The sequence below is a fragment of the Burkholderia metallica genome (genome assembly GCF_902832845.1).
Classification (GTDB): Bacteria; Pseudomonadota; Gammaproteobacteria; order Burkholderiales; family Burkholderiaceae; genus Burkholderia; species Burkholderia metallica.
In genome coordinates this window covers 130,983-143,751 of the sequence record NZ_CADFDB010000004.1, presented here as the reverse complement: position 1 = coordinate 143,751, position 12,769 = coordinate 130,983, and the positions used below count along the sequence as shown (strand labels likewise).

Annotated in this window: 13 protein-coding genes; 11 read left to right on the top strand and 2 right to left on the bottom strand. The window is 67.4% G+C overall.

All coding sequences use genetic code 11. The features are described from left to right. Window positions 1–63 precede the first annotated feature (63 nt). Window positions 64–2,070: a monovalent cation:proton antiporter family protein gene (locus HWX08_RS13485; RefSeq protein WP_069257597.1), complete on the bottom strand. Its 2,007-nt coding sequence runs from the start codon at window positions 2,068–2,070 to the stop codon at window positions 64–66. Between the two features lie 124 nt (window positions 2,071–2,194). On the opposite strand from HWX08_RS13485, the gene kdsD reads away from it, so the two are divergent. From kdsD to HWX08_RS13430, 11 genes are all read left to right on the top strand, one after another. Further along, entirely contained in the window at window positions 2,195–3,178 is a 984-nt protein-coding gene (gene kdsD, locus HWX08_RS13480; protein ID WP_069257598.1) for an arabinose 5-phosphate isomerase KdsD, read from the top strand. Beyond that, a complete protein-coding gene (locus tag HWX08_RS13475; protein WP_069257599.1) occupies window positions 3,178–3,714 on the top strand; it encodes a KdsC family phosphatase in 537 nt (178 codons plus the stop codon). Before kdsD ends, HWX08_RS13475 begins: the two co-directional genes overlap by 1 nt. Window positions 3,715–3,717: 3 nt before the next feature. Then, window positions 3,718–4,332: an LPS export ABC transporter periplasmic protein LptC gene (lptC, locus tag HWX08_RS13470; RefSeq protein WP_069257600.1), complete on the top strand. Its 615-nt coding sequence runs from the start codon at window positions 3,718–3,720 to the stop codon at window positions 4,330–4,332. A gap of 20 nt (window positions 4,333–4,352) precedes the next feature. Beyond that, window positions 4,353–5,018: a lipopolysaccharide transport periplasmic protein LptA gene (gene lptA / locus HWX08_RS13465; RefSeq protein ID WP_107313152.1), complete on the top strand. Its 666-nt coding sequence runs from the start codon at window positions 4,353–4,355 to the stop codon at window positions 5,016–5,018. Further along, window positions 5,015–5,791, top strand: coding sequence for an LPS export ABC transporter ATP-binding protein (lptB, locus tag HWX08_RS13460; RefSeq protein ID WP_069257602.1), 777 nt, complete (start codon window positions 5,015–5,017; stop codon window positions 5,789–5,791). Before lptA ends, lptB begins: the two co-directional genes overlap by 4 nt. Before the next feature lie 159 nt (window positions 5,792–5,950). After that, window positions 5,951–7,456 carry an RNA polymerase factor sigma-54 gene (locus tag HWX08_RS13455; RefSeq protein ID WP_069257603.1) on the top strand — a complete coding sequence of 502 codons (1,506 nt, stop codon included), beginning with the start codon at window positions 5,951–5,953 and terminating at the stop codon, window positions 7,454–7,456. A 158-nt stretch (window positions 7,457–7,614) separates the two neighbouring features. After that, complete coding sequence (hpf, locus tag HWX08_RS13450) at window positions 7,615–7,974, top strand: ribosome hibernation-promoting factor, HPF/YfiA family (protein WP_006477786.1); 360 nt, start codon at window positions 7,615–7,617, stop codon at window positions 7,972–7,974. A gap of 195 nt (window positions 7,975–8,169) precedes the next feature. Further along, the gene (locus HWX08_RS13445) at window positions 8,170–8,682 is read left to right on the top strand and encodes a PTS sugar transporter subunit IIA (RefSeq protein WP_069257604.1); all 513 of its coding nucleotides are present in this window, start codon (window positions 8,170–8,172) and stop codon (window positions 8,680–8,682) included. Window positions 8,683–8,811: 129 nt separating this feature from the next. Beyond that, entirely contained in the window at window positions 8,812–9,780 is a 969-nt protein-coding gene (hprK, locus tag HWX08_RS13440; protein ID WP_011353227.1) for an HPr(Ser) kinase/phosphatase, read from the top strand. Between the two features lie 75 nt (window positions 9,781–9,855). Then, a complete protein-coding gene (rapZ, locus tag HWX08_RS13435) occupies window positions 9,856–10,764 on the top strand; it encodes an RNase adapter RapZ (RefSeq protein WP_069257605.1) in 909 nt (302 codons plus the stop codon). A gap of 27 nt (window positions 10,765–10,791) precedes the next feature. Further along, window positions 10,792–11,430, top strand: a complete 639-nt coding sequence (locus HWX08_RS13430) for an LON peptidase substrate-binding domain-containing protein (protein WP_174921477.1) — start codon at window positions 10,792–10,794, stop codon at window positions 11,428–11,430. Between the two features lie 223 nt (window positions 11,431–11,653). Here the strand turns inward: HWX08_RS13430 and mutY are convergent, their stop codons facing one another. Then, complete coding sequence (mutY, locus tag HWX08_RS13425) at window positions 11,654–12,760, bottom strand: A/G-specific adenine glycosylase (protein ID WP_069257607.1); 1,107 nt, start codon at window positions 12,758–12,760, stop codon at window positions 11,654–11,656. Window positions 12,761–12,769: the final 9 nt, after the last annotated feature.

Below are 12,769 nucleotides of genomic sequence, written 5' to 3'. Positions count from 1 at the left end.
AAAAACGGTGCGCGAAGATCGGGCACCGTTTCTGAAAATACGGGTCAGGTTATGAATCGCGACTCAGGCGGCCGCAGCCGGCGGATCGCGCCGATGGCGCGACAGCCGCTCCTCCGCGAGCGCGAGCGCCTCGGGCAGCCCGCGCAGCACGACGATGTCGCTCGCGCGCAGCTTGGTCTGCGGATCGGGTTCGACGCCGCGGATGCCGTGCCGGCGGATCGCCGTGACTTCCAGCCCGAGCGCATACAGCCCGAGTTCTTCCAGCGAACGCCCGACCGCATCCGCGCGCGCATCGACCGGCACCGATTGTAGCCGCACCTGCTCGTGGTCGTCGTCGTCCGCGTCGTCCGCGCCGCGGAAATAGCCGCGCAGCAGGCTGTAGCGTTCGTCACGCATTTCCTCGACGCGCCGCACGACCTTGCGCATCGGCACGCCGACCAGCACCAGCGTGTGCGACGCGAGCATCAGGCTGCCCTCGACGATCTCCGGAATCACCTCGGTCGCGCCGGCCGCGAGCAGCTTCTCGAGATCGGCGTCGTCGACGGTACGCACGATCGCCGGCAGCGTCGGCTCGAGTTCGTGCACGTGATGCAGCACGCGCAGCGCGGACGGCGTGTTCGCATAGGTGATCGCCACCGCCGCCGCGCGGTGGATACCGGCCGCGAGCAGCGACTCGCGGCGCGCCGCGTCGCCGAACACGACCGATTCGCCGGCCGCCGCGGCCGCGCTCACGCGATCGGGGTCGAGGTCGAGCGCGACGTACGAAATGCCTTCCTGTTCGAGCATGCGCGCCAGGTTCTGGCCCGCGCGGCCGTACCCGCAGATGATCACGTGGCCGCGCTGCTTCAGGCTTTGCGTCGCGATCCGCGTCATCTGCAGCGACTGCTGCATCCATTCGGTCGACGACAGCCGCATCACGATCCGGTCCGCGTTCTGGATCAGGAACGGCGCGGCGAGCATCGACAGCAGCATCGACGCGAGGATCGCCTGCAGCAGCGTCGAATCGACGAGATGCCGGTCGAGGATCAGGTTCAGCAGCACGAAGCCGAATTCGCCGGCCTGCGCGAGCCCGATGCCGGTGCGCATCGCGACGCCCGGCGTCGCGCCGAACAGCCGCGCGAGCCCGGCGATCATCGTCCCTTTGAACAGGATCTGCCCGATGAAGAAACCGAACACGAGGAGCGGGTGCTCCCAGATCACGCGCGGATCGAGCAGCATGCCCGTCGTCACGAAGAACAGGCCGAGCAGCACGTCGCGGAACGGCTTGATGTCCTCCTCCACCTGATGGCGGAACGGCGTCTCGGAAATGAGCATCCCCGCGATGAACGCACCGAGCGCGAGCGACAGCCCGAAGCGGTCGGTGATGAACGCGGCGCCCAGCGTGACGAGCAGCAGGTTCAGCACGAACAGTTCCTGCGAGCGGCGCCGCGCGACGACGTTGAGCCAGCGCGTCATGAACCGCTGGCCGATCACCAGCAGCAGCGTGAGCGCGATCACGATCTTGACGGCCGCGAAGCCGAGCGTGAGCGCGAGGTCCTTCGACGATTCGGCGCCGAACGCGGCGATCACGATCAGCAGCGGCACCACCGCGAGATCCTGGAACAGCAGCACGCCGAAGATGTTGCGGCCGTGCTCGGTCTCGATCTCGAGCCGCTCGGCGAGCATCTTCGACACGATCGCCGTCGACGACATCGCCAGCGCGCCGCCGAGCGCGATGCTGCCCTGCCACGTGATGTGCACCCAGTGCTCGAACAGCGTGCCCAGCACGAGCGCGAGCACGAGCGTCGCGACGACCTGCAGCAACCCGAGCCCGAACACGAGCCGCTGCATCGCTCTCAGCTTCGCCAGCGAGAATTCGAGACCGATCGAAAACATCAGGAATACCACGCCGAATTCGGCGAGATGCTCGGCGCGCTCGAGGTCCGCCGCGACGCCGAACGCGTGCGGGCCGACCAGGATGCCGACGGTCAGATAGCCGAGCATCGGCGGCAGGTTCAACGAGCGGAATACGACGACGCCCACCACTGAGGCCAGCAGCAGCAGCAGGGTCATTTCGAGCGGGGAAATCACAGGCGAAGCGTCCTCGTTCGTCGGGGCCACGGCAATGCGGGCGCGGGTGGTGGCGGTGGACGGGCACAATCGGACAAGTCCGAAGCCCGGCGCGGCGAACAAACGCCTTTGCTATACTCCGCGCATGATAGCGAAAATCAATGATGATCGGGCGCTCGCGCTCGCCCGCGACGTGCTCGACATCGAGGCGGACGCCGTGCGCGCGCTGCGCGACCAGCTCGACGGCGGCTTCGTCCAGGCCGTCGCGCTGCTGCTCGGCTGCCGCGGCCGCGTGGTGGTGTCCGGCATCGGCAAATCGGGGCATATCGCCCGCAAGATCGCGGCCACGCTGGCCAGCACCGGCACGCCGGCCTTCTTCGTCCACCCTGCCGAGGCCAGCCACGGCGACCTCGGGATGGTCACCTCCGACGACGTCTTCATCGGCATTTCCTATTCGGGCGAATCCGAAGAACTCGTCGCGATCCTGCCGCTCGTGAAGCGGATCGGCGCGAAGCTGATCGCAATCACGGGCCGCGCGGGGTCGAGCCTCGGCACGCTTGCCGACGTGAACCTGAACGCCGCGGTCTCGAAAGAGGCGTGCCCGCTGAACCTCGCGCCCACCGCGAGCACGACCGCCGCGCTCGCGCTCGGCGACGCGCTCGCCGTCGCAGTGCTCGACGCGCGCGGCTTCGGTTCGGAAGATTTCGCGCGCTCGCACCCGGGCGGCGCGCTCGGCCGGCGCCTGCTCACCTACGTGCGCGACGTGATGCGCTCGGGCGACGACGTCCCGTCCGTCGGGCTCGACGCGACGCTGTCGGACGCGCTGTTCCAGATCACCGCGAAGCGCCTCGGCATGACGGCCGTGGTCGACGCCGGCGGCAAGGTCGCCGGCATCTTCACGGACGGCGACCTGCGCCGCGTGCTCGCGCGCGACGGCGACTTCCGCACGCTGCCGATCACCGAAGTGATGACGCGCGACCCGCGCACGATCGCGCCGGATCACCTGGCGGTCGAGGCCGTGGAACTGATGGAGCGCCACCGGATCAACCAGATGCTCGTGGTCGATGCCGACGGCGTGCTGATCGGCGCGCTGAACATGCACGACCTGTTTTCGAAGAAGGTGATCTGATGAGCGCGGCACTGACTGCGGCCGAACGCGCAAGCCGCGTGAAGCTGATGATTTTCGACGTCGACGGCGTACTGACCGACGGCGGCCTGCTGTTTACCGCGGCCGGCGACACGATGAAGTCGTTCAATTCGCTCGACGGCCACGGTGTGAAGCTGCTCGGCGAAGCCGGCATCGCGACCGCGATCATCACGGGCCGCCGCTCCGACATCGTCGCGGCGCGCGCGAAGGAAATGAAGATCGCACATCTGTTCCAGGGCGTCGAGAACAAACTCACAGTGTTCGCCGACCTGATCGCATCGCTCGGCGTCGGCGCCGACCAGTGCGGCTACATGGGCGACGACTGGCCCGACCTGCCCGTGATGCTGCGCTGCGGCTTCGCGACCGCCCCCGCGAATGCGCACCCCGAGGTGATCGCCCGCGCGCACTGGGTGGCCGAAGCCCGCGGCGGCCACGGCGCGGTGCGCGAAGTCTGCGACGCGATCCTGCGCGCGCAGCGCCGCTACGATGCGCTGCTCGCAGCCGCCTGCGGAGCCTGACGGATGAACACGCATTTCCGCTGGACCCAGCTGCTGCCGCTCGTCGCGGTCGCCGCGCTCGCGGGCATCACCTGGTGGCTGCTGCAGGCCACGCTGCCGCCGCCCGGCGAGGGCGTCGCGCAGCCCAAGCGCCATACGCCCGACTATTTCGCGGAAAACTTCTCGGTCACCGAGCTCGACCAGTCGGGCTCGACCCAGTACCGGCTGACGGCCGCGAAGCTGATCCATTACGAAGACACCGAAGCCAGCGACCTGACCGATCCGGCCATGCGCGCATTCCAGCCCGGCAAGCCGGTCGTGACGACCACCGCGAAGCGCGGCACCGTCAACGGCGACGTGTCGATCGTCGACTTGTACGACGACGCGCGGATCCTGCGCGCGGCCGGCGGCGGCGATCCGCAGATGCAGGCCGATTCGCAGCATTTCCGGATCTTCGTCAATGACGATGTGATCCAGACTGAAAAGCCGGTTAAACTTCAGCGCGGCCTGTCGCTCGTCAACGCGACCGACGGCATGAAGTACAACAACGTCACCCGGGTCATCGAGCTTTACGGCAACGTGCGCGGCACGATTGCCGCGCAGGACGCATCCGGCGGCTCGAAAGGTCAACCCAAGTGACGCATCCCTCACGTGACTGCATGAACGAACCGTTCCCTCGACAGATTTCCGGCGGCGCTGCGCGCGCCGTCCGCGCCGCGCTCGTCGCGACGCTCGTGGCGCTCCCGCTGGCCGGGCTGGCGCCGCTCGCCCATGCCGAGAAGGCCGACCAGAACAAGCCGATCAACGTCGAGGCCGACAACCTGACCTATGACGATCTGAAGCAGGTCACGGTCGCGACCGGCAACGTCGTGATCACGAAGGGCACGATCATCATCAAGGGCGATCGCGTCGAAGTGCGCCAGGACCCGGAAGGCTATCAGTACGCGACCTCGTTCGGCAGCGGCAAGAAGCACGCGACGTTCCGCCAGAAGCGCGAAGGCCTCGACGAGTACATCGACGGCGACGCCGAGCGCATCGACTACGACGGCAAGCAGGACCTGACCACGCTGACCACCGCCGCGACCGTGCGCCGCCTGCAGGGCACGTCGACCGTCGCCGATACGGTGCACGGCAGCGTGATCACGTACGACGGCCAGCGCGACTTCTACACCGCGAAGGGCGGCAAGGACGTCGCCGCGCCGGGCAACCCGAACGGCCGCGTGCGCGCGATGCTGTCGCCGAAGAGCGGCGGCCCCGCGCCGCTGAACGGCGCGCCGGCGAAGCTGTCGCCGTCGACCACGATCCAGGGAGCGCCCGGCCAATGAACGCGCTACCGAACCGCCAGCCGGCCGGCACGACGAGCTCGCTCGTCGTCCGCAATCTGAAAAAGCGCTACGGCTCGCGCACGGTCGTCAAGGACGTGTCGCTCGACGTGAAGAGCGGCGAAGTCGTCGGCCTGCTCGGCCCGAACGGCGCGGGCAAGACCACGTCGTTCTACATGATCGTCGGCCTCGTGCCGCTCGACGCGGGCGAGATCTCGCTGAACGGCAGCTCGATCAGCCTGCTGCCGATCCACAAGCGCGCATCGCTCGGCCTGTCATATCTGCCGCAGGAAGCGTCGGTGTTCCGCAAGCTGACCGTCGAGGAAAACATCCGCGCGGTGCTCGAGCTGCAGCACGGCGACGACGGCAAGCGGCTGTCGAAGGACGCGATCTCGTCGCGCGCCGAGGCGCTGCTCGACGAGCTGCAGATCGCCCACCTGCGCGAGAACCCCGCGCTGTCGCTGTCGGGCGGCGAGCGGCGCCGCGTCGAAATCGCGCGTGCGCTGGCCACCAACCCGAACTTCATCCTGCTCGACGAGCCGTTCGCCGGCGTCGACCCGATCGCGGTGCTCGAGATCCAGAAGATCGTCAAGTTCCTGAAGCAGCGCAACATCGGCGTGCTGATCACCGATCACAACGTCCGCGAAACGCTCGGCATCTGCGACCACGCGTACATCATCAGCGACGGTTCGGTGCTCGCCGCCGGCGCACCGAGCGAAATCATCGAAAACGAAAGCGTGCGCCGCGTGTACCTCGGCGAACACTTCCGCATGTAACTCTCCCTCGTCGCTGGCTGCACCCCGCCCGGCGTCGCCGCGCGGGGCCGCGTGCCGCTTCGCGGCCATGCCCGCGGCCGGGCGGCGCGCCGCGCGTAATCGCGGATGGCTCAACGCGCCTGGGTCGTGGCAAACTGCCGGTATGACTCCCTCCTCGCCATGAAAGCCAGCCTTCAACTCCGCCTGTCGCAACATCTGGCGCTGACGCCCCAGCTACAGCAGTCGATCCGGCTCCTGCAGTTGTCGACGCTCGAATTGCAGCAGGAAGTCGCGATGGCCGTCGCGCAGAACCCGCTGCTCGAGAACGACGACGAATGGATCGCGAGCCCGTTGCGGGTCGCGGCAGACGGATCGCTGATCGCGCAGACACCGCCCGCATCGAACACCGAGCCCGCCGCGACGAACGGCAGCAGTTCGTCGAGCGATCGCAACGAGCGCGACGAGCCGGCCGGCGCGGATGAATACGACGGTTACGCGTCCGGCGACGGCAACGACGGCCCGCAGTGGAACCTCGATGAATTCGGCCGCTCGAGCGGCGCGTCCGACGACGACGACCTCCCGCCGCTGCAGGTACAGGAAGCGGCGACGTCGCTGCGCGACCATCTGTCCGCGCAGTTGCGCGTCACGCAGGCCAGCCCGCGCGATCGCGCGCTCGTGATGTTCCTGATCGAGTCGCTCGACGACGACGGCTACCTGACCGCGACGCTCGACGAAGTGCTCGCCGACCTGCCGCCCGAGCTGGAAATCGACTGCGACGAACTGAACGCGGCGCTCGCGCTGCTGCACAGCTTCGACCCGGCCGGCGTCGGCGCCCGCTCGGCCTCCGAATGCCTGAAGCTGCAGCTGGTGCGCCTCGATCCGTCCCCGACACGCACGCTCGCGCTCGAGATCGTGTCGCAGCATCTCGAACTGCTCGCCGCCCGCGATTTCACGCGGCTGCGCAAGCACCTGAAGGCGAGCGACGACGCGCTGCGCGACGCGCACGCGCTGATCCGCTCGCTGGAGCCGTTCCCCGGCGCCGCCTACGGCAGGGCCGAGGCCGACTACGTCGTGCCCGACATCATCGTGAAGAAGGCCGGCCAGGGATGGCTCGCGGAGCTCAATCCGGACGTCGTGCCACGCCTGCGGATCAACAGCCTCTACGCGAACATCCTGCGCAACAGCCGCGGCGATCCGTCGGCCGGTTCGCTCAAGCAACAGCTGCAGGAAGCACGCTGGCTGATCAAGAACATCCAGCAGCGATTCGACACGATCCTGCGTGTCGCGCAGGCCATTGTCGAGCGTCAGAAGAACTTCTTTGCGCACGGTGAAATTGCCATGCGCCCCTTGGTTTTGCGGGAAATAGCTGATACGCTGGGCCTACACGAGTCGACTGTCAGCCGTGTGACAACCGGGAAGTACATGCTGACCCCGTTCGGGACGCTTGAATTTAAGTACTTCTTCGGATCTCACGTTTCGACCGACACCGGTGGCGCCGCTTCGTCGACCGCCATCCGAGCCCTCATCAAGCAACTGATAGGAGCTGAAGACCCAAAATCGCCACTTTCGGACAGCCGCATTGCCGAGCTGCTGGCAGAACAGGGTTTCGTGGTCGCACGCCGCACGGTTGCGAAATATCGCGAAGCCCTCAAGATCCCGGCAGTGAATCTGCGCAAGTCTCTTTAAGCCTGCTGCCTGCCCGGCGGCAGGCGTGTTCCGGCCACCGCGCACACGGGGAACAGGCCGGGCGACCTGTCCGCGATATGCCGCCACGTGCGGCATGGGCAAGTCGACCGGAGCGCCGCCTCGATGCGGCCGGGTGGTCACTCGCTTGGAGAAGCACTATGAACCTGAAGATCAGTGGACATCATCTCGAAGTCACGCCTGCCATTCGCGAATACGTGATCACCAAGCTGGACCGGGTGCTACGGCATAGCGATCAGGTGATCGATGGCACTGTGATCCTCTCGGTCGACAACCACAAGGAAAAGGACAAGCAGCAGCGTGCGGAAATCAACCTGCACCTGAAGGGCAAGGACATCTTCGTCGAAAGCGCGAACGGTAACCTGTACGCGGCGATCGACCTGCTGATCGACAAGCTGGACCGCCAGGTCGTCAAGCACATGGAGCGCCTGCAAACGCACGCGCACGACCCGATCAAGCTTCAACCGTCGATCGACCAGATCGAACTGCCGCCGCAGTAAACTTCACTGCAGCACACACGTCGCCCGGTTCGCCGGGCGTTTTTTTTGCGACTGAGCGCAGTGGTGCAACCGGTCCGTCCGCGCTGCGCCACGCACGCGGCTGTGCTCTATAATGTTCCGGTTATCGCCGGGGGGCGTTGGATGCGGTAGCTGCGTTGCAGGTTGCCGATGCCACATGCCTTGATATCGCCGAACATGGAAAATCAGTCTGCCGCAGCAAGGAGACCCCAGGCCGCCCAACCGCCTGCCAACATGAATCGCCTAGCCAAAATCCTGCCCATAGAGAACGTCGTCATCGACCTCTCAGTCACCAGCAAGAAACGCGTGTTCGAACAAGCCGGGCTGATGTTCGAGAATCAGAACGGCATCGCCCGCAGCACCGTCACGGACAATCTGTTCGCGCGCGAGCGCCTCGGCTCGACCGGGCTCGGCGAAGGCGTCGCGATCCCGCACGGGCGCATCAAGGGCCTCAAGCACCCGCTCGCCGCGTTCGTCCGGCTCGCCGACGCGATCCCGTTCGAAGCCCCCGACGGCCAGCCGGTCGGCCTCCTGATCTTCCTGCTCGTGCCCGAGCAAGCCACCCAGCAGCACCTCGAGATCCTGTCGGAAATCGCGCAACTGCTGTCCGATCGCGACGCGCGCGAGCGTCTGCACAACGAAACGGATATCGCCGAGTTGCATCGCCTGCTCACTCAGTGGCAACCTTGAGTTGATCCGGGCGGTATATTTTCCCGTACGCGGCGGCACACGCCGCCGTTCAGGGCCGCCCGGCGCCGGCCCGGCATGGCGACGTCCGTCGCCGCGCGCACGCACCGGCTCATTGGAGTGACGAGAGTCATGGATACGTCCAGCATCAACGCCCAGAGCATCTTCGACGACAACGCGGCCACGCTGAAACTGAGTTGGCTGACGGGGCATGAAGGCTGGGAGCGCGGCTTTTCGGCCGACACCGTCGGCAATGCAACGTCGAGCGCCGACCTCGTCGGCCACCTGAACCTGATCCACCCGAACCGGATCCAGGTGCTCGGCGAAGCCGAAATCGACTACTACCAGCGGCAGACCGACGAAGACCGCTCGCGCCACATGGCGGAGCTGATCGCACTCGAACCGCCGTTCCTCGTCGTCGCCGGCGGCGCCGCGGCCCCGCCCGAACTCGTGCTGCGCTGTACGCGCTCGTCGACCCCGCTGTTCACCACCCCGATGTCGGCCGCCGCGGTGATCGACAGCCTGCGGCTCTACATGTCGCGCATCCTCGCGCCGCGCGCGACGCTGCACGGCGTGTTCATCGACATCCTCGGGATGGGCGTGCTGCTCACCGGCGATTCGGGCCTCGGCAAGAGCGAACTCGGTCTCGAGCTGATCAGCCGCGGCCACGGCCTCGTCGCCGACGACGCGGTCGATTTCGTCCGACTTGGCCCCGATTTCGTCGAAGGGCGCTGCCCGCCACTGCTGCAGAACCTGCTCGAAGTGCGCGGCCTCGGCCTGCTCGACATCAAGACGATCTTCGGCGAGACGGCCGTGCGGCGGAAAATGAAGCTGAAGCTGATCGTCCAGCTCGTGCGGCGCCCGGACGGAGAATTCCAGCGCCTGCCGCTCGAAAGCCAGACCGTCGACGTGCTCGGCTTGCCGATCAGCAAGGTCACGATCCAGGTTGCGGCCGGCCGCAACCTCGCGGTGCTCGTCGAGGCGGCCGTGCGGAATACGATCCTGCAGTTGCGCGGAATCGACACGTTGCGCGATTTCATGGATCGGCAACGACTCGCGATGCAAGATCCCGACAGTCAGTTCCCCGGCAAACTCGTGTAACCCGCACGCGCCGGCCACGCAACGCCGACGCGTCGAGCCGGTGCTATGATGAAACGTCAGGATTCTCTGCTTCCCATGCGCATCGTCCTCATCACCGGCATCTCCGGCTCAGGCAAGTCCGTCGCGCTGAACGCGCTCGAAGACGCAGGCTATTACTGCGTCGACAACCTGCCGCCGCACGTGCTCCCCGAACTCGCCCGCTACCTCGCCGAGGACGGAAAGCGTCGGCTCGCGGTCGCGATCGACGCGCGCTCGAGCGCATCGCTCGACGAAATGCCCGGCCTGATCCGCGAGCTGTCACGCGAGCACGACGTGCGCGTGCTGTTCCTCAACGCGAGCACCCAGGCACTGATCCAGCGCTTCTCCGAAACGCGCCGCCGCCACCCGCTGTCCGGCTCGCTGTCGCACGACGCCGACGTCGGCCTGCTGTCGTCGCTCGAGGAAGCGATCGAGCGCGAGCGCCACCTCGTCGCGCCGCTCGCGGAGTTCGGTCACCAGATCGATACGAGCACGCTGCGCGCGAACGTGCTGCGCACGTGGGTCAAGCGCTTCATCGAGCAGAAGAACAACGACCTGATGGTGATGTTCGAGTCGTTCGGCTTCAAGCGCGGCGTGCCGCTCGACGCCGACCTGATGTTCGACGTGCGCGCGCTGCCGAATCCGTACTACGACCACGAGTTGCGCCCGCTCACCGGGCTCGACCAGCCGGTCATCGCCTTTCTCGACGCACTGCCGATCGTCCACCAGATGATCGACGACATCCATGCGTTCCTGATGAAATGGCTGCCGCACTTCCGCGATGACAACCGCAGCTACCTGACCGTCGCCATCGGCTGCACGGGCGGGCAGCATCGTTCGGTGTTCATCGCGGAAACGCTCGCCGCGCGCCTCGCGCACGACGCGAACGTGATCGTGCGGCATCGTGACGCGCCAGTGGATGTCGACGCGTCGTCGCGGCTCGTCTCCGAGGTCGACCGACCCTGACGACGCCCGCCCCTTCATCGGCGCGCCATGTCCTCCCTATCGACCACCCTGATCGACCTCCCGCTGTTCCCGCTGCACACGGTGCTGTTTCCGGGGGGGCTGCTCCCGCTCAAGGTGTTCGAGGCACGCTATCTCGACATGGCCCGCGCGTGCCTGCGCGACGATGCGCCGTTCGGCGTGTGCCTGCTGAAGAGCGGGCCCGAGGTCGCACAGGACGGCGCCGTGTCGGTACCCGAGACCATCGGCTGCATGGCGCACATCACCGAGTGCGACACCGGTGAATTCGGGATGCTTTATCTGCAGGCGGTCGGCACGCAGCGCTTCGAGCTGCTGTCGTATCGCGTCGAAAGCAACGGGCTGCTGGTCGGCATTGCAGAGCCGCTGCCCGACGACATCCCGCTCGAAGGCGAGCAGGCGCTCGCGCAGTTCGGCTCGTGCGCCGAGGTGCTCGAGCGCATCATCGACGCACTGAAGAAGAAGTCCGAACCGGGCAAGCTGCCGTTCGGCGAACCGTTCCGCCTCGACGACCCGAGCTGGGTGTCGAACCGTCTCGCGGAGTTGCTGCCGCTCGATCTGCGTGCGCGGCAGAAGCTGATGGAGTTTCCGGACGTCGGTGCGCGCATCGACGCCGTGCACCACGTGCTCGACCGGCACGGCTGGCTGTAGCGCGCCCGGGACCTTTCGCTTCGCGCGAGACATCCGGAAGCGGCATCCCGCGAGGGGCTTCCATCGGTTCGGGAAACACGGGTCGGCCCGGCGCTTTCCATAGCGCGCTCCTCAGCCTTGCCGCTTCGCGCCAGGCCATGGAGGCGGATCTCCCTCGGCATTGAAAACCCCAGGCATCCGAAGCCTCGTTGAAAGCGCGGCATGCGCCGCCCCTCCCCCTTCGTTACAGCAGCGGCCCGCTCAATGCATCGAGCAGCTTGCGCACGGGCGCCGGCACGCCATACGCGTCGAGCCGGCTCAGCGGCACCCACGCGGTATCCGCATCCCGCGCGCCCGCAGGCAGCCCGCCGCCGTCGGCGATGTCGCTCAGCCGCGGTTCGATCTCCAGCCGGAAATGCGTGAACGTGTGCGTGAGCGGCGCGAGCGGCACCGTGCCGCCGCCGCCGAAACCGCGCGCGAGTTCCGCGAGCGCGGCGTCGCCGTCCGCTTGCGGAAGGCTCCACAGCCCGCCCCAGATGCCGGTCGGCGGCCGCCGCTCGAGCAGCACGGCGTCGCCGTCGCGCAGCACGAGCATCCAGGTCCTGCGCGTCGGCACGGCCTTCTTCGGCCGCGCGGCCGGCAGTTCGCGCTGGCGGCCCGTCGATTGCGCGACGCAGTCGCCCGCGAACGGGCAGCGCGCGCAATCGGGCTTGCCGCGCATGCACAGCGTCGCGCCGAGATCCATCAGCCCCTGCGTGTACGCGCTCACGTCGGCCGGGTTCGCGGCGTCGGGCAACAGCGATTCGGCGAGCGCCCACATGTCGTTCTCGACGCGCTTCTCGCCCGGAAAGCCCTCGACGCCGAACACCCGCGCAAGCACGCGCTTCACGTTGCCGTCGAGGATCGTCGCGCGCGCGCCGTAAGCGAACGACGCGATCGCCGCGGCCGTCGAGCGGCCGATACCCGGCAGTTCGGCCAGCGCATCGGGCGTCGCCGGGAACGCGCCGCCGTGCTCGGCGACGACGACCTGCGCGCAGCGGTGCAGGTTGCGCGCGCGCGAGTAGTAGCCGAGCCCCGCCCACAGCGCCATCACGTCGTCGCTCGGCGCGGCCGCGAGCGCGGCGACGTCGGGATAGCGTTCGAGAAAGCGCGTGTAGTAGGGGATGACGGTCGATACCTGCGTCTGCTGCAGCATGATTTCCGACAGCCAGATCCGGTACGGATCGCGGGTGTTCTGCCAGGGCAGGTCGTGGCGGCCGTGCTCGCGCTGCCACGCGACCAGACGCGTGGCGAACGTGCGGTGCAGCGGCGTGACGGGGAACGGAGCGGGGGCGATGCGGGGCGGCTTCAAGTTATGTAA

What these genes read in the sequence shown, in the direction of transcription:
- kdsD (WP_069257598.1), top strand. Translation starts at nt 2,195, where the DNA reads ATGATAGCGAAAATCAATGATGATCGGGCGCTCGCGCTCGCCCGCGAC.
- HWX08_RS13475 (WP_069257599.1), top strand. Translation starts at nt 3,178, where the DNA reads ATGAGCGCGGCACTGACTGCGGCCGAACGCGCAAGCCGCGTGAAGCTG.
- lptC (WP_069257600.1), top strand. Translation starts at nt 3,718, where the DNA reads ATGAACACGCATTTCCGCTGGACCCAGCTGCTGCCGCTCGTCGCGGTC.
- lptA (WP_107313152.1), top strand. Translation starts at nt 4,353, where the DNA reads ATGAACGAACCGTTCCCTCGACAGATTTCCGGCGGCGCTGCGCGCGCC.
- lptB (WP_069257602.1), top strand. Translation starts at nt 5,015, where the DNA reads ATGAACGCGCTACCGAACCGCCAGCCGGCCGGCACGACGAGCTCGCTC.
- HWX08_RS13455 (WP_069257603.1), top strand. Translation starts at nt 5,951, where the DNA reads ATGAAAGCCAGCCTTCAACTCCGCCTGTCGCAACATCTGGCGCTGACG.
- hpf (WP_006477786.1), top strand. Translation starts at nt 7,615, where the DNA reads ATGAACCTGAAGATCAGTGGACATCATCTCGAAGTCACGCCTGCCATT.
- HWX08_RS13445 (WP_069257604.1), top strand. Translation starts at nt 8,170, where the DNA reads ATGGAAAATCAGTCTGCCGCAGCAAGGAGACCCCAGGCCGCCCAACCG.
- hprK (WP_011353227.1), top strand. Translation starts at nt 8,812, where the DNA reads ATGGATACGTCCAGCATCAACGCCCAGAGCATCTTCGACGACAACGCG.
- rapZ (WP_069257605.1), top strand. Translation starts at nt 9,856, where the DNA reads ATGCGCATCGTCCTCATCACCGGCATCTCCGGCTCAGGCAAGTCCGTC.
- HWX08_RS13430 (WP_174921477.1), top strand. Translation starts at nt 10,792, where the DNA reads ATGTCCTCCCTATCGACCACCCTGATCGACCTCCCGCTGTTCCCGCTG.